This window comes from Natrinema versiforme, assembly GCF_005576615.1.
In the GTDB taxonomy this organism is placed as follows: domain Archaea; phylum Halobacteriota; class Halobacteria; order Halobacteriales; family Natrialbaceae; genus Natrinema; species Natrinema versiforme_A.
In genome coordinates this window covers 2446969-2468205 of sequence record NZ_CP040330.1, presented here as the reverse complement: position 1 = coordinate 2468205, position 21237 = coordinate 2446969, and the positions used below count along the sequence as shown (strand labels likewise).

Genomic DNA, 21237 nt, shown 5'->3' with positions numbered 1-21237 from the left:
GCTCATGTGGACCGTTTGACCGTGGGGGTATAGAAGTTACTTTTATCTCTCCTGCCCCAACTTCCGTGCATACAATTATTTTCAGAACGAAACGGTCTTTTGCCACGGATTCCCGAATCAGTTCGGGACCCGGTACCCGACCGTTCGACGCCCGGCTCGGTCAGTCGTTCTGTCGGAGTTCGGACCGCGAACGCTCCGTCGTCCGCTCGCGCTCCAAGGCCGTGAGCGTGTCCGGCGAGAGGCCGACGAGGTGACAGAGCGGGTTCCCCGGATAGACGACCGGATTCTCGAGGATGCCGACGATGAGCCCGGTAAAGGGGGCCTCGACGGTGACGATGTCTTCCTCTTCCTTGAAGGGGTTCGTAATGGTACAGATCACTTCGCCCTCCTTGACGAGCGTGCCGCGGCCGCATTTCATGTCGACGATGCCGCCGGCGTCGGCGCGGAGCCACGTCTTCTCGTTGTCGTCGTCGATGACGGTCCGCCAGCCGGGCCAGTGAACCGACGACTCCCGGTGCAGGCCGAACTCGGCCAGCACGCTCGCGACGCCGGTGAGCGCGCGGTCGATCAGCCGCCGCTGGAACCGGTGGGCCTCGCCCATCTCGACGGTGATCGCGGGGATTCCGGCTTCGGTCGCCTCGCGTCGGAGCGTGCCCGATGGGCCCTCCCCCGCGATGATGACGTTGGAACTGAACGCCTTGGCGAGTCGGCCCACGTCCGATCGTTCCATGTTGGCCCGGACGTGGAGCATGTTCGTTCGCCCGCGCGTCGACGTGTGGAAATCGACCCCGAGGTCGCAGGGCTCGATGAAGTTCGTGAAGATTCGGTGGGCCATCCGTCTGGCGCTGGTCGACCCCTCGCGGCCGGGGAACGACCGGTTCAGGTCCCGATCGTAGATCGGCAAATATCGCTCTTGGGCGAGGAAGCCGGGGACGTTCATCACGGGCAGACAGACCAGCGTCCCGTGGAGCACGGAGTGGTCCCAGTCGTGGGCGACCTCGCGGACGACCTCGATTCCGTTGAGTTCGTCGCCGTGGGCCGCCGCCGAGAGGAAGACCGTCGGTCCCGGCAACTCGCCGTTGATCACCGTGACGGGAATCCTGACGGGGTCCCCGAGGTACGTCTCGCTGATGCCGTAGCGGATGTTCGCCGACTCGCCGGGATCGACCCGGCCGCCGTTGTACGTGAACGGTTCGGCCGTCGCGTCGGAGCCGGGCTGATCGGGCGGTTCGGTCGCCGCCGCGTCGTCGCTCATATCAGGTTCTCCGGGGGCATCACCGTGAATCTTCTCCCTTCAGCTCCGAGCGGTTCCGTGTTTTGCGCTCTCGAGGCGTTCCGTGCCGCTTTTTCCGGAGAAAATCGGTTTCCCTCGAACACCGCCGATCAGCATTTGGGATCGTGGGCATACGTTTTGTATCTGGCTGTGGTACGATATCGCATGGAGATCCGTGAGGCTACCAGTTCGGACGCCGAAGCGATTCGCTCGATCGCCCGCGACTCGCTCAACTCCACGTATACGACCTTCCTCGAGGAGGAGACCATCGACGCCGCGATCGAGCAGTGGTACGGCGACTCGCTTACCGAGGAACTCGAAGACGACCGCGCGCTCTTCTTGGTCGTCGAACGCGACGGGGAGATCGCCGGCTTCTCCCAGAGCGAGCTGGTCGGCCAGCAGTCGAAGACCGGACACCTCCTCTGGTTGCACATCCACCCAGACCACCGCGGCGACGCGACGGGCGTGCGACTGCTCGTCCGCACCCGTGAAGGGTTACTCAAGGAGGGGGCCGACGGCATCCAGTGTTTCGTCCTCGCGGACAACGAGGGCGGCAACGAGTTCTACCGGGCCCACGGCTTCGAACAGGCCGGCCAGCGCGAGGTCGAGATCGGCTCGGAGACGTTCACCGAGAACGTCTACGTCGAATCCGACCTCGAGGACGACGGCGAGTGGGGTGCGATCGACGAGACCGTGGTCGACGGCGAGACGGTCTACGTGAGCTACGGCGAGGCCGCCCGCGGCACGCGGTCGCCGTTTTACACGGCCTACAAGAGCGCCGACCGGCACGATCGGTACGCGTGGTTCTGTGGCAACTGCGACTCGATCGACAACGCGATGGACGCGATGGGGCGGATCGAATGCAACAGCTGTGGCAATCGGCGGAAAGCGACCCGGTGGGACGCCTCGTACCTGTAACAAGTCGATCCGCGTTCCGAGCCGCCGTCTCCACACTCCACACTCGAGGCGGTCGCTCCCGTTTCGATACCGCAGTGACTCTCCGTTCTCCCCGCGTCGGTATTGATTCCGAATAGTCGGCTCGAAACGAGTATTCGCTCCACCACTATCTCGTTTGTTCTAAGTAGTCACTCGAGCGGGAGAGACATCCTCGGTTACCTGTACGGCCGAATTTCGGCCGTTTGAGTCCCCGTTACAGTCACGTTCGAGCCCGTTCCCGTCGAACCGCCGAACTGTTGTCCTCGCTGGGGCCGCTGGCAATTTTCGCGCGATCGCTGCTGTTGCCGCCGGTTTCGGGCTGTTGCCCCCGCATTACAATTGACCGATCCCTCGTGGCCTCGAGTACGTTGGTCGCTATCCGCTTCGCGTCGGGCCGCCGCGAGTGTCCCGTCGGCCCCCATCTACTATGAACAGGGAAGACCACATCGTCAGCGGCTTCAAGGCAACGCTCGTCGCGCGCGCGATCTACATGGCATCGAGCGCGCTGCTAATGTTCGTCCTGTCGCGGTACCTGCTCGAGCCGGACGGGTACGGCGCGCTGTACTGGGCGATCGGGGTGTTGACCATCGTCCAACTGTTCGCGGATCTCGGGCTCAGCAAGTCCGTCGCGCGGTACATTTCGGAGTACCGCGAGTCGGATCCCGGGCAGATACCCCATCTGATCAAGACGGTGATCACGGCCAAGATCGTCCTGCTCACGGTCGTCGGCTACGTCCTCTTGCTCTTTCACGAGCAGATTGCGATCGCGCTCGGCGATCCGGGCGCGGCCCCGTTTCTCGCCGCGGGCGTGCTCTACCTCGTCGTCTTCTCGGGAAGCACCTTCTCGCAGGTCGCGCTCCAAGGCTTCAACCACCTCGGCTACAGCGCGATCGTACAGGCGGTCAGCGGTGCCGGTCGGTTCCTCTTCGCCGTCGCGTTCGTCCTCATGGGACTCGGGGCGCTCGGTGCCCTCTTCGGATACATCGTCGGCTACGCCATCGCGGCCGCCGTCGGACTGACGATCCTCTACTACGGCTTCTACACTCGGTACGACACGGCCGAGGAGTACGAGGACGGCCTCGCGCGCCGACTGATCGAGTACAGCATCCCGCTGACGGCGACCCGGAGCGCGAACGTCATCGATAAGCAGATCGACATCGTGCTGGTCGGCGTCTTCCTCAATCCCGCCGCGGTCGCGTTCTATACCCTCGCAAAGCAGATCACGGACTTCGTCCTCGCGCCGGCGGAGTCGCTCGGCTTTACCATCTCGCCGAACTTCGGCGAGCAGAAAGCCGCCGGCCAACTCGAGGAGGCCAGACGGATTTACGAGACCTCGCTGACGAACATCCTGTTGCTCTACATTCCGGCCGCGGTCGGCCTCGCGATCGTCGCGGAACCGTTCCTGACGATGGTGATCGGGAACGACTACGCGGGCGCGGTCCCCGTCCTGCAGGTGCTGGCCGGGTTCGTCGTGTTGCAGGCGATCACGAACCTGACCAGCGACAGTCTCGATTACCTCGGTCGCGCCCGATCGCGCGCCATCGCGAAAGGCGGGACGGCCGTCGCCAACTTCGGGCTGAACATCCTGCTGATTCCGACGATCGGGGTCGTCGGCGCCGCGCTCGCGACGGTCGCGACCCACACGGTGTACGTCGCGGTGAACCTCTACATCGTCCACACCGAGCTCGGGCTGAACGTTACTCGGATCGCCCGCACAACCGGCCTCATCTGCGGGATCACGGGCATCATGGGAGTTGCGGTGTTGCTCGTGACGCCGCTGGTCTCGAATCTGGTCATGCTGTTCGGCGCGATCGCCGTCGGGGCGATCACGTGGGGGGTGCTCGCGGTGATGAGCGGGCTGGTCGATCCCGGACAGGTGCGATCGGTCATCGGGTGACGCCGTCTCACCCCTCGTCGGCAGCCCGGCGATTCGACCTGACTGAATGACCTGCCAATACTTATCCGGCGGGTCGGCGTCTAGTTCGTATGGCTGTTGCCGATCCCGTGACGGTCGGGGTATTGAGTCTTCATACGAGCAAGGAAACGAAAGCGATTCTCAACGCGGTGGAAGATCTCGGCCACGACAGCGAGTGGCTTCGCACCGAGAACACGTCGATCAGCGTCCGCGACGGCAGCCCCGTCCTCGAGCCGGACGTCGACGTGATCGCGAACCGAATGCTGCTGTCGAACACCGAACAGCCCGCCGAGGAACTCGGGCTGGTAAACGCGTTCTCGCAGCTCGTCCCGACGCTCAACACGCCGAGCGCGGTGATGACGGCGATCCACAAGCTCTCGACGGCGACCGCGCTCGCGTCGAACGACGTTCGGACGCCCGACGTGACGCTCGCTCTCAGCGGCGATAAGCTCAATGCCGCCCGCGAGCGCTACGGCGAGGAGGCCGTCTACAAGACCGCGATCGGCACCCACGGCGGCGGGACGTGGAAGGTCGGCCCCGACGACCCGATCAACGCCAAGGTGGGCAACCGGTACGCCTTCCTGCAGGAACTGGTCGACCAGGAAGACGTCCGCCATCGCGACCTGCGCGTCTACGTCGTCGGCGGCGAGGTCGTCGCCGCGATGTACCGCTACGCGCCGGACAACGACTGGCGGACCAACGTCGCGCTGGGCGGCTCCGTCGAGGACGCGACCGACGACCTCCCCGCGGAAGCCCGCGAGATGGCCCGGCGCGCAGCCGAGGTCATCGACCTCGACTACGCCGGCGTCGACCTCGTCGAGGGCGACGAGGGCTGGTTCGTCCTCGAGGTCAACCCGACGGCGGGGTTCAAGGGGCTCTACGAGGCGACCCAGATGAGCCCGGCACCCTACATCGCGAAACTGGCGATCGAGCGCGCGGGCGGCGAGGTCGACGACGACCGCGTCCGGGAAATCGCGAACGTCCTCGACGACTCTCGGCCGGCGGCCCAGCCGCCGGACGCGGTCACGGCGGATACGGAACCCGCGATCATCGGCTACACCGAAGAGGTCGTTCTCTCCGGGACGAGCGGCTCGAAGTCCGTCCTCGCCAAGTCCGACACCGGCGCGACGCGAACGAGCATCGACACCGGCCTCGCCGCGGATATCGGTGCCGGCCCGATCAAGTCGATTACCCGCATCCGCTCGGGGAGCAGCAAGCAGTCCAAGAGCCGCCCCGTCGTCGACGTCGTCGTCGGTGTCGGCGGCAACCAACACACCGTCACGGCAAGCGTCGAGGACCGCAGCCACATGGACTACCCCGTCCTGCTCGGTCGAGACATCCTCGAGAACTATCAGGTCGACGTGAGCCGCCGGATCGATAGCGACGTTCCCGATACGCCGGAAGAAGAGGAGTAGTCGACCAAGGGAGCGACAGAGCGACCATACCACCGTGATCCGCTACTCGGCGTCGCCGCTTCCGATTACTTTATTGACCTGTTTTGCGAATGGGGACTCACATGACGACGGTCCTCGCCTCTACCCTCTCCGACACGCCGGTGATGGGCTCCGACGGGACGGAACTCGGCACGGTTCACAATCTCACGATGAACGTCGAGACCGGGGAACTCCGACGAGTACTCGTTACCCCGGCGAGCGACGATATTCGCGGGTTCGACAGGAACGACGACGGAAAGATCGTCGTTCCGGCAAGCCGCATGAGCGATCTCGACGACTACCTGATCGTCGATCTGACGAAACGCGAATCGGACGCGTAGTCGGCCGGCACGGTCGGTCGCCCGTCTCCGGTCGCTGTCGACGACCACTCCGATCCACGAGATTGATGGGTGCTCAGGCAACGTTTTTCGATGACCGATACCGAACGGTTCCGATTCCCGCCATCGCCGAGTCTCTCGTACACATCACCCTGTTTTCCACTATCGAAAATTTACTGTCCGAAACACAAACCTGAGGTTGTGATCGGTACATATATTATTCTCTAATTCGTTTGCCCAACTGTACGAACCATACATGAGCGACAACAAACGGAAGCGAAACCACGAGTGGTGGCCGAACCAGTTGAAGCTGGACGTGCTCGACCAGAACGCCGAGAACGTCGGCCCCTACGACGACGACTTCGATTACGCCGAGGAGTTCCAGAAACTCGACCTCGAGGAGGTAAAGGCCGACCTCAAGGACCTGATGACGACATCTCAGGACTGGTGGCCGGCCGACTACGGGCACTACGGGCCGCTGTTCATCCGGATGGCCTGGCACAGCGCCGGTACCTACCGCACCACTGACGGCCGCGGCGGCGCGGCCGGGGGGAACCAGCGCTTCGCGCCGCTCAACAGCTGGCCTGACAACGTGAGCCTCGACAAGGCGCGGCGACTGCTCGAGCCGATCAAGCAGAAGTACGGCCGCAAGCTCTCCTGGTCCGACCTGATCGTGCTCGCCGGGAACACCGCCCTCGAGTCGATGGGCATGGAGACCCTCGGCTGGGCCGGCGGCCGCGAGGACGAGTTCGAACCCGACGAGGCCGTCTATTGGGGTCCCGAGGACGAGTGGACGGCACCGCAGGACCAGCGCTTCGACGAGAACGACGAACTCGACGAGCCGCTCGGCGCTACCGTAATGGGGCTCATCTACGTCGACCCCGAAGGACCGAACGGCAATCCCGAGCCGCTCGAGTCGGCAACGCGGATCCGTCAGGCCTTCGGCCGCATGGCGATGGACGACGAGGAAACGGCCGCGCTCATCGCGGGCGGACACACGTTCGGGAAGTCCCACGGTGCCACCGACGACGACATCGGCGCCGAGCCCGAAGCGGCTCCAATCGAGGATCAGGGCCTCGGCTGGACCGACTCCGGCAAGGGCTCCGAGACGACCACCAGCGGCATCGAGGGTGCCTGGAACGCGTGGCCGACGATGTGGGACACCTCCTATCTCGACAACCTGCTCGACTACGAGTGGGAACTGACCGAGAGTCCCGCCGGCGCGAAGCAGTGGCAGCCGGTCGAGGAGGGGGCCTACGACACCGTCCCCGACGCCCACGACCCGTCGGAGAAGCACGCCCCCATGATGATGACGACGGACGTCGCCCTCAAGCGGGATCCGGAGTTCCGGGAAATCATCGAGAACTTCCGCGACAACCCGCCGGAGTTCCTCGAGGCCTTCGCACGAGCGTGGTACAAGCTGATCCACCGCGACATGGGCCCGCCGGAACGGTTCCTCGGCCCGGATGTCCCGGACGAGACGTTCGTCTGGCAAGACCCCGTCCCCGACGCCGACTACGACCTGATCGGAGCAGCGGACGCTGCCGACCTCAAAGCGGACATCCTCGAGTCGGAACTGTCCCGGTCCCAGCTGGTCAAGACCGCTTGGGCTGCGGCGTCGACCTACCGCGACAGCGACAAGCGCGGCGGCGCCAACGGCGCGCACATTCGCCTCGAGCCCCAGCGCAGCTGGGAGGTCAACGAGCCGGCGGAACTCGAGACCGTCCTCGAGACCTACGAAGCGATTCAAGAGGAGTTCAACGGCTCGCGAAATGACGACGTGCGCGTCTCGCTGGCCGATCTCATCGTGCTGGGCGGCAACGCGGCCGTCGAGCAGGCCGCGGCTGACGCCGGGTACGACGTGGAGATTCCGTTCGAACCCGGACGGACGGACGCCTCGCAGGAACAGACCGACGAGGAATCGTTCGAGGCGCTCAAGCTGAAAGTCGACGGGTTCCGGAACTACTTCGGTGGCGAATACAACCAGCCGGCCGAGGACCTGCTGGTCGACCACGCCGACCTGCTCGACCTGACGGCCTCGGAGATGACCGTGCTGGTCGGCGGCATGCGCGCGCTGGACGCGAACTACCAAGACTCCGATCTCGGCGTCTTCACCGACGAGCCGGAGACGCTGACCAACGACTTCTTCGTGAACCTGCTCGACATGGGTTACGAGTGGGAGCAGGCCTCGGAGGACGAGGAGATCTACGAACTGCGCGACCGCGAAACAGGCGAGGTCGAGTGGCGGGGGACCCGCGTCGACCTCATCTTCGGGTCGAACTCCCGGCTCCGTGCCATCGCACAGGTCTACGCCAGCGAGGAGGAGAAGTTCGTGCAGGACTTCGTCGACGCCTGGCACAAGGTCATGACCAACGACCGCTTCGACCTCGAGTAATCGCAGCCAAGCGCCGCCAGTTTGGCGGCCGTATCCGATATCCGTCGAGACGATCCGTCTAACTCAATTGCCGACCGATCTTGTTCCGAACACATTTCTCGATCGGGATGGTGTAATATACTATCCATCGAGCGTGTTCGACATCGTCGGTATCGGACTGGCGATTGTCGGCCAGATCGCAGTCGGCATCTTTACTCGTGGCCGAGAGCTGGCCGCCGATCGCGCCGCGGCGACGGCGCTCGGCGATCCACGCGCGCTTGCCGCCGCACTCGAGCGGCTCGCGAATGCGACCGAAGCGAAGCCGAGCGTGGATCTCCGCCGGCAGGCACGGGCGACCAACGCGATCACCGTCCTCCCTCCGTCCAGGGCCGATCGTCGCTTTTCCGGTCTGTTCTCGACGCATCCGCCGGTTGAAACGCGTCTCGCGCATCTCCGGTCACTGGTGGCCTGATCGACCATGCCTTCGAAACCGAACCAAAGCCGTCCCCGTCACTCGCTTTTGACGACGACTTCGTCGTCCGTGATTTCGGTTATCTGTGACGACTCGACCGGGTAGTCGTCGTCACCGTGGCTGCCCCAGTCCAGTCGCGCCTTGAGCCGATCCGTCAGCCCGGGCTCTGGATCGACGTACGCGGTCTGCCCTTCGACTTCGGCGACCATGCCGATCTGCTGCCCGGACTCGTCGAGGACGGCTTTCCCCTGATCGTCCCGCGAGAGTTCGACCGCCGATGCGTCCATCGGCGTGTCCATCGCCTCGTCCGTCGTTCCCGCGCCGGCCTCGGTGCCGGTACTCGCCGTCGCTTCGCCGCCCGCGGCACCGCCGGTCTCGGTCTCCATCCCGGCCTCGGCTGAGTCCGCGGCTCCATACTCCTCGACATCGATGATTTCACCCTCGATCACGTCGCTGCCGATGATCTCGGATTCGACCAGTTCGGTCTCCTCGAGGAGGTAGGTCATCCGCAGGTGTTCGTCTAACTCCTCCTCGACGGTGCGGCGCTCGATGAGTTCGCTCCGGACGGCGTCGCCCTCCGTGCGCTGGCTCTGGATGACCTCCCGCTCGAGCACGTCGTCGGGGGTGACACTCGAGCGGACGACATCGCTCTCGAGGATCGATCGCTGGACGCTCTCGAGTTCGATGTCCGTCTCGACGGTGTCGCGTTCGATCTCTTCGTCCTGCTCGATGTCGATGTCGACGACGCGGCTCTCGACGATGTAGCGTTCGAGTTCCTCGATGGTATCGAGGCGGGTCTCGTCGACGGTCACCTCGAGGCGGTCCTCGCCGACGAACTCGGTCTCGATGACATCGCGAGAGAGCAGTTCGGAGTCGACGACCTCGCGCTCGACCAGTTCCGTGTCGATCACCTCGCTCTCGATCGTGTCCCGTTCGACGATTTCGGTTTCGACGACCTGCGTCTCGACGATTTCGGTCGTCACCGTCTCGCCGCGCCGCAGCGAGTCCTCGAGTTCGTCTCGGCCGAGGTCGGCTCGCTCGAACGCTCGCTCGCGCTCGACCATCTCGAAGAAGCCCAGCCCCTCGCCGGTCGGCTCCTCCTCGTGGTAGACGAACACGAGGTCTTCGTCATCGAACGTCTCCATGAACTCGTCCCACGTATACTCCTCGTGGTTCTCGCCGATCTCGTCGCGGCGGGCAAAGGAGTGGCTGGGCCCCTCGCCGTGGCCCTCGCCGCCGCGGATCGAGACCGGAACGGCGTCGCGGGCCTCCGCCCACTCCCTGATGCGTTCGGGATCAGTGGTCATTCGCCGCTGCTCGGGCGCGTCCGGATCGGACGGTGGTGTCTCGTTTGCCATCTCACTAGGCCCCGCGACCGAACTGTACTTGAGTCGATAGGGCCATCCCGTCACCTCAATAGTTCGTTTCTCGAGCCCCCGCCCGCGGCCTGCATACTCGGGTGCGTAATCGCGAATTAGCCGGCGCGTTCGTTGGTTCCTCGCTCGGCTTTCCGAACCCAATCCCGTATTACGCCGCTCGAGGCGGCCGAGTCGAATCGGGATGCGGTACAGCGGGGCCCCGGCGTGACCTACTCGGCTTCGTAGTCGGCCCAGAGATACCGGGTGGCGACACTACGATATGGCCGCCACCGTTCTGCGACCTCGCGCATCTCCGCTCGAGTCATCTCCTCGCCGTCGCCGTACAACCCTTCGATCGCCCGACGGACGGCGAGGTCGCCGAGGGGCAACACATCCTCGCGCTCCAAGACGAACAGGAGGTACATGCGCGCTGTCCACGGACCGATCCCCTTGATTTCGGTGAGGGAATCGACCACGGCCTCGTTCGAGTGGTTGGCCAGTCCTTCCCGCGTGAAATCGTTCTCGCGGAACGCGCGGGCGGCGTTGCGCAGGTACTCGACCTTGCTCCGGGAGAGGCCGGCCCCGAGCAGCGCCTCGTCCTCCGCGTCTAACACCGCTTCGGGGGTCACCTCGCCGCGGAACAGTTCGAACACGCGGTCGCGGACGGCGGCGGCGCTCGCGGTCGATAGCTGCTGATTGATGATCGAAATACAGAGCCGCTCGTACTCGTCCCAGTCCTGTTCAACGTACGGGTCGTGTCGGTCGATGAGCTCCGCCATCACGGGGTCTCGACGCAGTACGGAGTGTGCCTCCTCGAGCATTCGTGTCGGTACCGCGGGAAGGGGCCGGGGAAAGATAGGCGTCTCGGTCGACGGGCCAGTCGGCGTCGGCGTTTCTCGTCTCCCTACTCTTGATGTCGCTCGTCGGGCAGGTCGGGCTCGACGTTCGCCAGTCGCATCGCGTTGCCCGTCACGCCGGACTCATGTCCCTCGTCGGTCGCGTAGATTATTGCCGCCAACGCGCCACGCACGTGGTCTTCGTCGCGCTATCGCTGGTGATCGTGGTCGTCTGAGACGGCCCAGATCGGTGGCCGAGAATGTGGCTCGAACGAATGTGAGAGCCGCATGACCCGGGGAAGGGCAGGCTGTTACCCGGTGACGACCGCGAGCGAACGCAGTGAGCGAGCGGGCCGACGACTGACCCGAAACGTAGTAAAGGGGAAGGAGGAGTGCTTTTGATCGAAATTTTGCCGAGCGTCGGCGAGACGTGCGCCAGCGATGCTGGCGTCGTCTCGCCAGAGCGCAGCGCAAAATTTCGGTTCTAGTCGTCTAAGAGTTCTCGAGCGATGACGTTCTTCTGGATCTCGGTGGTGCCCTCGTAGATCTGGGTGATCTTCGAGTCGCGGTAGAAGCGCTCGACGGGGAAGTCGTTGACGTAGCCGGCACCGCCGTGGATCTGGACGGCCTCGTTGGAGACGTCGACGGCGACGCGGGAGGCGTACTCCTTGGCCATCGAGGCGAGTTTCGTGATGTCGTTGCCCTGATCGACGTTCCACGCGGCCTTGTAGGTCAGGTTGCGCGCGGCCTCGGTCTTGGTCGCCATGTCGGCGAGCTTGTGCTGGATGGCCTGGAACTCCGAGATGGACTGGCCGAACTGCTCGCGGTCCTCGGCGTAGTCGAGCGCGGCCTCGAGTGCGCCTCTCGCGATGCCGAGTCCCTGTGCGGCGACGCCGGTTCGGGTGGCGTCGAAGAACTGCATCTGCTGGAGGAAGGCGGCGTCGCGGTCGCCGACGAGGTTTTCCTCGGGAACGCGAACGTCGTCGAAGATGAGTTCGGCGGTGTCGGAGGCGCGGATGCCGAGCTTGCCGGTGATCTTGTCCGAGGAGAAGCCATCGCGGTCGGACTCGACGATGATCTGGCTGAAGCCGTCGTAGCGGCTCTCGGCGTCGGGGTCGGTCTTACAGAGGACGACGAAGAAGTCGCCGACCGTGCCGTTGGTGATCCACATCTTGTTGCCGTTGATCACCCACTCGTCGCCGTCCTTCTCGGCGCGGGTCGAGACGGAGGAGACGTCCGAGCCGGTGTCCGGCTCCGAAATCGCCGCACCGGAGATCTTCTCGCCCAGCGCGACGGGCTCGAGGAAGCGCTCCTTCTGGTCTTCGGTCCCGAACTCGCGGATGGCCTCGGTCCCGAACGAACAGGCCATGATCGAGAGCGCGATCCCGGGGTCGTGGGAGAACAGTTCCTCGGCGATGAGCGCCGACTCGAGGGTAGAGTAGCCGGCTCCGCCGTACTCGATGGGGATCGAGGAGCCGACCAGCCCCATTTCGGCGGCCTCGTCGACGATCTCGTGGGGGAACTTCTCTTCGGTGTCGTACTCCTCGGCGTTGGGAACGATCTCGTTTTCGGCGAACCGACGGACCTCGTCCCGGATTTGTTGCTGTTCTTCGCTGAGTCCGAATTCCATGGACGATCGTTACTAACGGAGCGATAAAGAGGTTTGTAACCGGTAGTAAACAGAACTATCGTTTCTATGAGGTGAGAGGGAAACGTTGAAACGAGTCCACATAGGATGCTTGGGCATGGAACTCGAGGATATCAACACCGTCGCAGTTCTGGGAGCGGGCAACATGGGTCACGGGATCGCGGAGGTCGCCGCGATGGCCGGCTACGACGTGAACATGCGCGACATCAACGAGGAGTTCGTCCAGAACGGCTACGAGTCGATCGAGTGGTCGCTGGGCAAACTCGCCGAGAACGACCAGCTCACCGACGAGGAAGCAGACGCTGCCCTCGAGTGCGTGACGCCGCTGGTCGACATGGAGGAAGCCGTCGCGGACGCCGATTTCGTCATCGAGGCGGTTCCCGAGCAGATGGAGATCAAGAAGGACGTGTATACCGAACTCGAGGAACACGCCCCCGACCGGGCGATCTTCGCGACGAACACCTCGAGTCTCTCGATCACCGAACTCGCCGAGGTGACCGAGCGGCCCGAGCGGTTCTGCGGGATGCACTTCTTCAATCCGCCGGTCCGAATGCAACTCGTCGAAGTGATTTCGGGTGCCGAGAGCGCCGAGGAGACGCTCGAGCTCACGGAGGCGTTCGCCGAGGACCTCGGCAAGACGCCGGTCCGGGTCCACAAGGACTCGCCGGGCTTCATCGTCAACCGCATTCTGGTGCCGCTGATGAACGAGGCCGCGTGGCTCGTCAGCAACGACGAGGCGACCATCGCGGAGGTCGACTCGACGACCAAGTACGACATGGGCCTGCCGATGGGCAGCTTCGAACTCGGCGATCAGGTCGGCAACGATGTCAGTTACCACGTCCTCGAGTACATGAACGAGGTGCTGGGCGAGGCCTACGAGCCGGCCCCGCTGCTCGAGGAGAAAGTCGAAAATGAGGAACTCGGGAAGAAGACCGGGAAGGGGTTCTACGATTACGAGGACGGCGAGGGCGTCCAGATCCCGACCGACCAACAGTCGGAGTTCGTCAAGGAGCGGCTCCTCGCGACGATGGCCAACGAGGCCGCGAAACTGATCGGCGGCGACGTCGCCCCGCCGGAGTCGATCGACGAGGCGGTCAAGCTCGGGGCCGGCTTCCCCGACGGCCCGGTCAAGCTGGTCGACGACTACGGCCTCGCGCCGCTCCACGAGACCCTCGAGGAGACCTACGAGGAGACCGGCCACGAGCGCTACGCGCCCGACGAGTACCTCGCGGAGCGGGCCGACGCGGGCGGTTTCTACGAGTCGACCGACGACGCGGACGGCGTCGACTTCGAGACGATCCGCCTCGAGTACCCCGGCGACTACGTCGGCCACATCGTCCTCGACCGGCCACACCGGATGAACACGATCAGCGACGACCTGCTCGAGGAGCTCTCGACGGCGATCGAGCAGTTAGCGGAGGACGAGGAGGTCCGTGCGCTCCTGATCACCGGCGAGGGCGAGAAGGCGTTCTCCGCGGGGGCGGATGTCCAGAGCATGGCCGGCAGCGGTGCCGACCCGATCGAGGGACAGGAACTCTCGCGGCTCGGGCAGTCGACGTTCGGTGCCCTCGAGGCCTGCGATATGCCCGTCGTCGCCGGGATCGACGGCTTCTGTCTCGGCGGCGGGATGGAGCTGTCGACCTGTGCGGACATGCGCGTCGCCAGCGAGCGCTCCCAGTTCGGCCAGCCCGAACTCGACCTCGGCCTGATCCCCGGCTGGGGCGGCACCCAACGGCTCAAACACATCGTCGGCGAGGGCCGAGCGAAGGAGATCATCCTCACCGCCGAGCGCTACGACGCCGAGACGATGGCCGACTACGGCTTCGTCAACGAGGTCGTCGACAACGACGGCCTCGAGGACCGCGCCCTCGAGTTGGCGACCGACCTCGCCGGCGGCCCGCCGATCGCCCAGACGTTCACCAAGCGCGCGATGCTCGCCGGCCGCGACGACACGGAGGCCGGCCTCGAGTACGAGGCCTCCGCCTTCGGCCACCTGATGGCGACCGACGACCTGATGGAGGGCATCACGGCCTTCATGGAGGACGAGGAGCCGGAGTTCGAGGGTAAGTAACCGAGCCGTACTGAACGACGCAGCGACCGGCCACCCGTTTGGATTGCGTTCGAACTTCGGTATCTGTCCGCCCCCGTTCGTTCGTCATCGACCGCGATATACGTCCTCACTCTGACATCTGGTCGCGAGATTTATCACCCAGAGGTACCATTGGTGTCCCGTGGCTGTAATCGATGAAGAGAACGGAGGGGTTCCAAAATGAGTGACGGGCCCGAGGTGCTCGTCGTCGACGACGAGGCTCGTCTCGCGGACCTGTTCGCCGCGTGGCTCCAAGGCGAGCGCACCGTCGAGACGGCGTACGACGGAGAGGAAGCACTCGAGAACATGACCGACTCCGTCGAGGTCGTCCTGTTAGACCGACGGATGCCGGGACTCTCCGGCGACGAAGTCCTCGAGCAGATCCGCGACGACGGGTACGATTCCCGGGTCGTTATGGTGACGGCTGTGGATCCAGACTTCGACATCATCGAGATGGGCTTCGACGACTATCTGGTCAAGCCGGTCTCGAAGGACGAACTCGTCGAGATGGTCGATGACGTGGCCGACCGCTCGGACTACGAGTCGGATATTCAGGAATACTACGCGCTCGTCTCGAAGAAGGCGCTGTTAGAGTCCGAGAAGGCCGACCGTGAACTCGCAGACAACGAGGAGTATCAGGACCTCTGTGACCGCGTCGAGACGCTCGAGCAGCGGGTCGACGAGACGGTCTCCGGGATGTCCTCCCACGACGATTTCGTCGGCGCGTTTCAAGACCTTCAGTCCGAAAATTGAGCCTCGGTTTCGAACTCGAAGCGGGCCCCTCCGCTGTCGCTTTCGGTCGCGCCGACCGACCACCCGTGCCCGGTAGCCACTTCTCTGACGATCCACAGCCCGATTCCGAGCCCCTCAGCGGACGACGAGACTGACGGATCGAAGAGTTCGCCCCGGAGGGTCTCGGGTAATCCCTCGCCATCATCTTCGACGAAGAACCCCCGGTTCGCGCCGCTCCCGTCCGCCTCGAGCGGCCCGACGCGAACGGTCTCGGTGGTTTCGCCGTGCTCGATACTGTTCCGGAAACAGTTCTCGAGGAGCCGTAGGAGCCGCGATCGATCGGCCTCGAGCGTCGTCGTGCCCGCGACCGATAGCGTCGCAGCGTCCGTCGAGACGTGTTTCCACGCCGCTCGCGCGGTCGACTCGAGGTCGGCGGGATCGGTGTCGGTCGCCCACTCGCCCTCGCGGGCGATCGCCAGCACGTCCTCGATGATCGACTCCATGCGGTCGAGTCCCTCGCGGGTCTTCTCGGCGTGCTCGGGGTTCCCGCTCTCCTCGAACAGGTCGAGGTAGCCCTGCGCGACGCTCAGCGGGTTGCGGAGGTCGTGACTGACGATTCGGGCGAAGGCGTCGAGGCGCTCGTTGCGTTCGCGGAGTTGCCGTTCCCGGCGCTTCCGTTCGGTCACGTCCCGGAGCACGCCGACCGAGCCGAGGAACGCCCCGTCGGGAACGAGCACGGCGATCTTGGCCTCACAGGGGATCGTCTCCCCGGTTTTCGTCTCGAGGATCAACTCGAGGGTATCGGTGCTCCCGCCGGTCTCGAGGAGCGATCGGATGGTTTCTTCGCCGGCAGCCACGTCCTCGCGGTCGAACAGGATCGAGGCGTGTTCGCCGAGTAGCCCCTCGCGGCTGTAGCCGGTGATCTCGACCAGCGCGTCGTTGACGGTCGTGAAGTGGCCCGACTCGTCGAGGACGTACATTCCGTCGCCCGCGGTCTCGACGAGTCGCTCGTACCGGTGGAGCGTTCGTTCCTGCTGGTCGTGCCGGCCGCGGAGGGCGATCGTCTCGAGGACGTGGGACGCGGCCGCGGTCGCGTCTCGAATCGCGTCCCGCTCGCGCTCGGAGAACGGCTCCGTCGCGTAGATGACGACCACGCCGTAGGGGTCGTCGCTCGCGGCGAGCGGTGCGACGGCGACCGACCGAACGCCGCGCTCGAACGCGAGGCCGCCGAACGGAACGCGTCCCCGCTCGTCCTCGTCGTACCGCGTACTGTGGAGTTCGCTGGTCCGAACGGCCCGCTCGAGCAGCGGTTGGTCGCCGCCGCCGATGTCGAACGTTCGCCGGAGCGACCACTCCGTGGTGTCCGTATTGGAGAGCCACGGGATAATCGCGCGTTCGCCCCGGTCGTACTCGCCGACCCACGCGAACGTGAACCGGTCGCTGTCGGTCAGCTCCTCGCGGAGCACCTGCTCGACGGTGAGCGGCGATGTGGCGTCGACCAGCCGGCAGCGAACGCGACTGACGAGGGTCGCGAGATCGTCGGAACGATCCTCGAGGGTGGGAGCATCCTCGGCGGTCGTACCAGAATCGGCGGCTTCCATGCCGGTACCGGCCGTGGTAGCGGGGGTCGCCTCGGCATCGGTTCGCTGGAGGATCTCGTCCGCCAGCCCCGTTGCCGGATCGGTGTCGCCCGCTCGAGCGGCGATGTCCCCAAGAACGGCACCGGTCTCGCCGTCTCCCTCCCAGTAGCTGATCGTCGAAGCCGTCGGGCCTCGCGCTCGACGGTGTTGACGAGCGCCGGTACGTTCGCGACGGCGCTCGGATCGATGACGACCGCGTCGATCGACTCCCGCTCGAGTCGGTCGATCGCCTCGGCTGATCGCTGGGCGATGACGACGTCGACGGCCGCGTCGGTGAGAGACAGTGTGATGGACGCTCGCGTCGATCGATCGCTGCTCACGCAGAGCACGCGTGGCCGGCTCATACGGCCGGAACACTGACTGTTGGCATCTCCATGACGACGATGGGTCTGCCGATACACATGGAACCGAACGTGATTGTTCTTTCGGCCAACTAGTCCCCGAGAGGGCGAAGCGGCAGGTCTCCGCAGCGGAGACTCCCCGGCCGCTCAGGGCGCTTGCCCGTAGATCAGGTTGCGTTGAATCTCGTTCGCCCCCTCGTATATCACCGGGATTCGTGCGTCGCGGAAGACGCGAGCGATCCGGCGCTCGTCCAAGACCGAGCGGCCGCCGTGGAACTGCATCCCCTGCTCGGAGACGTCGACGGCCGTCTCGGTCGCCTTCGTCTTCGCCATCGCGGCCCAGTACCCCGCGTTGTCCTCGTTGGCGACTTTCTCGCGGGCGCGCCACGTGAGCGTCCGGGCGCTCTCGAACTCGACCAGCATGTCGGCGAGGCCGTGTTGGACCGACTGGAAGTCACTGATCGTCCGCCCGAACTCCTCGCGGTCGTGGGTGAACTCCCAGGCCTCCTCGATGGCGGCCGCGGCGATGCCGAGTCCGTGACCGGCGACGGCCACGCGACCGTGATTGAAGAAGTCCGCGAGCAGCATGAACCCGTCTCCCTCGCTGCCGATCATGTTCTCCTCGGGAACCCGGCAGTCCTCGAGTTCGATGTGGGCCTGCTTCGAGGCGCGCATCGCCATCTTCTCGGGGATGTGCTCGGCCTCGTAGCCGTCGGTGTCGGTCGGCACGATGAACATCGAGTGGTTGCCGTACCGGTTGTCCTCGTCGTCGCCGGTGCGGGCGTAGAGCGTGACCCAGTCCGCTTCGACGCCGTTGCCGATCCAGTACTTCTCGCCGTTGATGACGTACTCGTCGCCGTCTTTCTCCGTCGTGGTCTGCATCCCCGCGAGGTCGCTGCCGGTCTCCGGCTCCGAGACTGCGAGCCCGGAGCGCTGGTCGCCCTCCGCGACCGGCCGAATATACTGCTCGCACTGCTCGTCGGTGCCGTGTTCGTAGGTAATTTCGCAGCCGAAACTCGCCAACTGCAGGGTCAGCGCGATCCCCGCGTCGGCCCGGTAGAACTCCTCCGTGATCGCGAGCAGTTGAGCCAGATCCAGCCCCCGCCCGCCCCACTCCTCCGGAATGTCTTGGGCCACGAGGTTCGCCTCCCGGCCCGCCTCGAGGATCTCCTCCGGATACTCGCCGGCCTGAAAGTACTCCTGGGCGTTCGGTTCGATGTGTTCGCGCGCAAAGTCGCGGGCCTCGGCCTTGACATCGCGTGCGTGCTCCGGGACGATGCTGTCGTCGAGCAGTTCCATGTTCCGTCACACGGGCGCTCGGTGGAAATATTCGGGGGACAATATCGCAACCCGCGACGGCTGTCAGCCGGTTCGAATCGCGCCGTCCGTCCGCCGCTATCGAACCATCCCCACGAGATCGTCGATCGAACCCGCCGCGTCCGCGTGGGACTCGAGCAGGGAGATGTCCCAGACGAGATCGGCCAGCAGGTGGGCATAGAGGACGGCTCCGGTCACGATCGCCAGCGGGACGCTGGCCAGCGCGATCGCCGGGACCGCGATCCCGGCGATCACGACGTGGCTCAGCAGTCGCGAGAGGACGCCGACGTCGCCGGGGTCGAAGATTTCGGACTGATCGGTCGCCGCTGTGCCGGGGTTTGCCAGACAGAACCGAACGGCGTCCCAGTCGCCGGTCTTGAACCGGGCGATGAGGAAGTGATCCAGATCGATGAAGACGCCGACCGCGGTACCGTAGGCGACGACGACCGCCGCCGGGACGACGTTGCCGAAGAGAGTGACCGGCGGAAGCAACGCGGTCAGGATTCCGGCGACGACGACCGACACGGCCGCGTGGTGCTTCGAGTAAATCGGAACTCACCTACGGACGACGTGCACGCGGGACCACTAAACCGTCCCGGCGGGTTTCGGGTCGGCGGGCAGCAGTCGTCCGTCGATAGTTCGCAGCCGTCCGCCGAAACCCGACCCCCTTCTATCCTAACCCACCACAGCCTCGAGCCCGGACCGAACTCAGCCGGCGAAACCGGAGAGCAACCACTCGTCACCGTCGCTGTCCTCGTCGGCGATACTCGGCGCGCTCACGAGGACGAACGCGCTCTCGCGGTCGCCGTTGCGGATCTGTCGCGTCGATTCGGGCGGGATCCACAGCGCGTCACCGGTCTCCATCGCGACCGGCTCGTCGTCGACGACGACCGTCGCATCGCCCTCGATGAGGACGTAGATCTCCTCGTGTTCGTTGTCGGTGTGGTCGTGGGGCTTGCTGTTCCAGCCAGGATCGCAGCGGGCCACCGTGACCCCCACCTGCTCGGTCTCGAGCGGGTCGCTGAGAAAGTGCATTGCGCTCGAGACCTGCTCGACCTCCTCGTAGTTGACTTTCCGGTATGACATGTGTCCCCATTCGGGGGGCCGACAGTAAAACTACGCGTTCCGTTTCGGTCCGTGCCATTTCCGCGACGAACGGGCGCCGATTCGTATGGTTCCGATCCGAACGGCGCGCTAGTCCTGTGCGAGCGGGTCGAAGCTGTCGACCGGGATGACGGAGTAGTCGACGGTCAGCGCGTCTCTGGTCGCTCGGATCTTGCCGACGAACGTCGAGATGTCCTCGAGTTCGCCCTCGAGGACGAACAGTTCCATGCAGTAGTGGTCGCCGACGTGGCTGTGGAAGTTCGAGGCGACGAGGTCCTCGTGTTCGTGGCGGAGGTGCATCATCCGCTCTTCGACACTCGTGGTCTCGTAGTCGAACAACACCGTGACGATCCCCATGAGATCCCGGTCCTCGAGTCGGGTGTCCTCGAACTCCCCGAGGAGGTTGCGCGAGGCTTCCCTGACGACTTCGCTCCGACCGGTGTAGCCGTGCTCCTCGGAAAACTGATCGAGTCGCTCCAAGAGTTCGTCCGGCATCGAGACGCTGACGACTGCCATATAATAACTCGAGTGGCATTACTATTAAGGATTATCATAATCGGCGACCGAGAGCGGCATCTCGAGGCAACCGCGGGACTGTCTCGAGCCGGCGGTCTAAACGTGTTCTCGCGGAAGCAGGTCCTTGAACTCCTGGTCGGCGAGCCACTCACAGAGCCGGACGAGTTGGTCGCTCGCCGCCTCGAACAACTGTTCGCCCTTCTCCGCGGAGGCATCCGTCTGATCGCCCAACACGCCGTTCTCGGTGTTGTCCGCCGCGTCGTAGAACGTCCGCGAGCCGTGTTTGACCGTCTCGGCCGCCTCGACGCTCGGGATCCCGGTGTCTCTGGCCTCCTCGAGCCGATCGTCGTGGACCAGTTCCGGCTCGAGATACTGGATCATCGAGGTCTCCTTCGGCCCGCCGTGGGGGCCGTTCTGCTCGAAGAGGTCGTCGACGAGGTCCGGAATCGACTCGTCCCACATCCACTCGATCGCGTAGGCGACCTCGTCCTGCCGCAGACGCGCCCCGACCTCCCGGAGGTGGGGAACGTTCCCGCCGTGGGCGTTCACGTAGATTACCCGATCGATGCCGTGGGACATGAGGTTGCGCGTCAGCGATTCCATGTACTCCCGAAACACTGGCGGCTCGACCCACATCGTCCCGTGGAACTGCCGGTGGTGGCCGCTGACGCCGATATTGATCGTCGGCGTACAGAGGTAGCCGGTCCGGTCTGCGACCTCGCGGGCGAACGCCTCCCCGATCAGGTGGTCGGTCGCCTCCGGCAGGTGCGGGCCGTGCTGTTCCGTCGAGCCGAGCGGCACGAGCGCGAGGGATTCCGAGTCGAAGTACGTCTCGAGGTCGGGCCACGCTTCGTCGGCGAGGTACATACCCATCCGTCGTGTCCGGATCACCAATAGCGTACCGCGAAACTCCGG

17 protein-coding genes and 1 pseudogene are annotated in these 21237 nt (G+C 64.9%); 8 read left to right on the top strand and 10 right to left on the bottom strand.

Translation table 11 applies throughout. The features are described 5' to 3' along the window. Nucleotides 1–160: 160 nt before the first annotated feature. Nucleotides 161–1255: a succinylglutamate desuccinylase/aspartoacylase family protein gene (locus tag FEJ81_RS12135; RefSeq protein WP_138245536.1), complete on the bottom strand. Its 1095-nt coding sequence runs from the start codon at nucleotides 1253–1255 to the stop codon at nucleotides 161–163. Nucleotides 1256–1438: 183 nt separating this feature from the next. Here FEJ81_RS12135 and FEJ81_RS12130 point away from each other — a divergent pair, with 183 nt between their 5' ends. The 6 genes from FEJ81_RS12130 to FEJ81_RS12105 all read left to right on the top strand — a co-directional run bounded on the left by FEJ81_RS12130 (nucleotide 1439) and on the right by FEJ81_RS12105 (nucleotide 8741). Then, on the top strand, nucleotides 1439–2191 hold the full coding sequence (locus FEJ81_RS12130) for a GNAT family N-acetyltransferase (RefSeq protein WP_138245535.1): 753 nt from the start codon (nucleotides 1439–1441) through the stop codon (nucleotides 2189–2191). 445 nt (nucleotides 2192–2636) lie between these two features. Continuing rightward, nucleotides 2637–4106, top strand: a complete 1470-nt coding sequence (locus FEJ81_RS12125; protein WP_138245534.1) for a flippase — start codon at nucleotides 2637–2639, stop codon at nucleotides 4104–4106. 89 nt (nucleotides 4107–4195) lie between these two features. Beyond that, a complete protein-coding gene (locus tag FEJ81_RS12120; RefSeq protein ID WP_138245533.1) occupies nucleotides 4196–5539 on the top strand; it encodes a RimK family alpha-L-glutamate ligase in 1344 nt (447 codons plus the stop codon). A gap of 101 nt (nucleotides 5540–5640) precedes the next feature. Next, nucleotides 5641–5898, top strand: a complete 258-nt coding sequence (locus FEJ81_RS12115) for a PRC-barrel domain-containing protein (protein ID WP_138245532.1) — start codon at nucleotides 5641–5643, stop codon at nucleotides 5896–5898. Between the two features lie 253 nt (nucleotides 5899–6151). After that, nucleotides 6152–8290, top strand: coding sequence for a catalase/peroxidase HPI (gene katG, locus FEJ81_RS12110; protein WP_138245531.1), 2139 nt, complete (start codon nucleotides 6152–6154; stop codon nucleotides 8288–8290). A 67-nt stretch (nucleotides 8291–8357) separates the two neighbouring features. Then, a complete protein-coding gene (locus FEJ81_RS12105) occupies nucleotides 8358–8741 on the top strand; it encodes a M48 family metalloprotease (RefSeq protein ID WP_205522419.1) in 384 nt (127 codons plus the stop codon). Nucleotides 8742–8779: 38 nt separating this feature from the next. Here FEJ81_RS12105 and FEJ81_RS12100 read toward each other — a convergent pair whose 3' ends face one another. The 3 genes from FEJ81_RS12100 to FEJ81_RS12090 form a co-directional block, all read right to left on the bottom strand. After that, nucleotides 8780–10099, bottom strand: coding sequence for a hypothetical protein (locus FEJ81_RS12100; protein WP_138245529.1), 1320 nt, complete (start codon nucleotides 10097–10099; stop codon nucleotides 8780–8782). Nucleotides 10100–10329: 230 nt separating this feature from the next. Beyond that, on the bottom strand, nucleotides 10330–10920 hold the full coding sequence (locus tag FEJ81_RS12095) for a DNA-3-methyladenine glycosylase family protein (RefSeq protein ID WP_138245528.1): 591 nt from the start codon (nucleotides 10918–10920) through the stop codon (nucleotides 10330–10332). A gap of 499 nt (nucleotides 10921–11419) precedes the next feature. Then, nucleotides 11420–12565 (bottom strand): acyl-CoA dehydrogenase family protein, encoded by a 1146-nt coding sequence (locus FEJ81_RS12090; protein ID WP_138245527.1) that lies wholly within the window; start codon nucleotides 12563–12565, stop codon nucleotides 11420–11422. Between the two features lie 115 nt (nucleotides 12566–12680). Here FEJ81_RS12090 and FEJ81_RS12085 point away from each other — a divergent pair, with 115 nt between their 5' ends. Continuing rightward, nucleotides 12681–14654, top strand: coding sequence for a 3-hydroxyacyl-CoA dehydrogenase/enoyl-CoA hydratase family protein (locus FEJ81_RS12085; protein WP_138245526.1), 1974 nt, complete (start codon nucleotides 12681–12683; stop codon nucleotides 14652–14654). Between the two features lie 198 nt (nucleotides 14655–14852). Then, entirely contained in the window at nucleotides 14853–15425 is a 573-nt protein-coding gene (locus tag FEJ81_RS12080) for a HalX domain-containing protein (RefSeq protein WP_138245525.1), read from the top strand. Here FEJ81_RS12080 and FEJ81_RS12075 read toward each other — a convergent pair. From FEJ81_RS12075 to FEJ81_RS12050, 6 genes and pseudogenes are all read right to left on the bottom strand, one after another. Next, nucleotides 15410–17388: pseudogene (locus tag FEJ81_RS12075) on the bottom strand (PAS domain S-box protein). The gene FEJ81_RS12080 and the pseudogene FEJ81_RS12075 sit on opposite strands and share 16 nt — an antisense overlap. A gap of 144 nt (nucleotides 17389–17532) precedes the next feature. Then, the gene (locus FEJ81_RS12070; protein WP_138245524.1) at nucleotides 17533–18684 is read right to left on the bottom strand and encodes an acyl-CoA dehydrogenase family protein; all 1152 of its coding nucleotides are present in this window, start codon (nucleotides 18682–18684) and stop codon (nucleotides 17533–17535) included. A gap of 96 nt (nucleotides 18685–18780) precedes the next feature. Continuing rightward, nucleotides 18781–19227, bottom strand: coding sequence for a hypothetical protein (locus FEJ81_RS12065; protein WP_394349637.1), 447 nt, complete (start codon nucleotides 19225–19227; stop codon nucleotides 18781–18783). 183 nt (nucleotides 19228–19410) lie between these two features. After that, nucleotides 19411–19788, bottom strand: a complete 378-nt coding sequence (locus FEJ81_RS12060) for a cupin domain-containing protein (RefSeq protein ID WP_138245523.1) — start codon at nucleotides 19786–19788, stop codon at nucleotides 19411–19413. Between the two features lie 108 nt (nucleotides 19789–19896). Further along, on the bottom strand, nucleotides 19897–20322 hold the full coding sequence (nikR, locus tag FEJ81_RS12055; RefSeq protein ID WP_138245522.1) for a nickel-responsive transcriptional regulator NikR: 426 nt from the start codon (nucleotides 20320–20322) through the stop codon (nucleotides 19897–19899). Nucleotides 20323–20418: 96 nt separating this feature from the next. Further along, on the bottom strand, nucleotides 20419–21189 hold the full coding sequence (locus FEJ81_RS12050) for a creatininase family protein (RefSeq protein ID WP_138245521.1): 771 nt from the start codon (nucleotides 21187–21189) through the stop codon (nucleotides 20419–20421). Nucleotides 21190–21237: the final 48 nt, after the last annotated feature.

Bases quoted from the DNA above. Each gene is read 5' to 3' on its own strand.
- FEJ81_RS12135 (WP_138245536.1), bottom strand. From the start codon at position 1,255: ATGAGCGACGACGCGGCGGCGACCGAACCGCCCGATCAGCCCGGCTCC.
- FEJ81_RS12120 (WP_138245533.1), top strand. From the start codon at position 4,196: ATGGCTGTTGCCGATCCCGTGACGGTCGGGGTATTGAGTCTTCATACG.
- FEJ81_RS12090 (WP_138245527.1), bottom strand. From the start codon at position 12,565: ATGGAATTCGGACTCAGCGAAGAACAGCAACAAATCCGGGACGAGGTC.
- FEJ81_RS12070 (WP_138245524.1), bottom strand. From the start codon at position 18,684: ATGGAACTGCTCGACGACAGCATCGTCCCGGAGCACGCACGCGATGTC.
- FEJ81_RS12130 (WP_138245535.1), top strand. From the start codon at position 1,439: ATGGAGATCCGTGAGGCTACCAGTTCGGACGCCGAAGCGATTCGCTCG.
- FEJ81_RS12125 (WP_138245534.1), top strand. From the start codon at position 2,637: ATGAACAGGGAAGACCACATCGTCAGCGGCTTCAAGGCAACGCTCGTC.
- FEJ81_RS12095 (WP_138245528.1), bottom strand. From the start codon at position 10,920: ATGCTCGAGGAGGCACACTCCGTACTGCGTCGAGACCCCGTGATGGCG.
- katG (WP_138245531.1), top strand. From the start codon at position 6,152: ATGAGCGACAACAAACGGAAGCGAAACCACGAGTGGTGGCCGAACCAG.
- FEJ81_RS12060 (WP_138245523.1), bottom strand. From the start codon at position 19,788: ATGTCATACCGGAAAGTCAACTACGAGGAGGTCGAGCAGGTCTCGAGC.
- FEJ81_RS12100 (WP_138245529.1), bottom strand. From the start codon at position 10,099: ATGGCAAACGAGACACCACCGTCCGATCCGGACGCGCCCGAGCAGCGG.
- FEJ81_RS12050 (WP_138245521.1), bottom strand. From the start codon at position 21,189: ATGTACCTCGCCGACGAAGCGTGGCCCGACCTCGAGACGTACTTCGAC.
- nikR (WP_138245522.1), bottom strand. From the start codon at position 20,322: ATGGCAGTCGTCAGCGTCTCGATGCCGGACGAACTCTTGGAGCGACTC.
- FEJ81_RS12085 (WP_138245526.1), top strand. From the start codon at position 12,681: ATGGAACTCGAGGATATCAACACCGTCGCAGTTCTGGGAGCGGGCAAC.
- FEJ81_RS12115 (WP_138245532.1), top strand. From the start codon at position 5,641: ATGACGACGGTCCTCGCCTCTACCCTCTCCGACACGCCGGTGATGGGC.
- FEJ81_RS12080 (WP_138245525.1), top strand. From the start codon at position 14,853: ATGAGTGACGGGCCCGAGGTGCTCGTCGTCGACGACGAGGCTCGTCTC.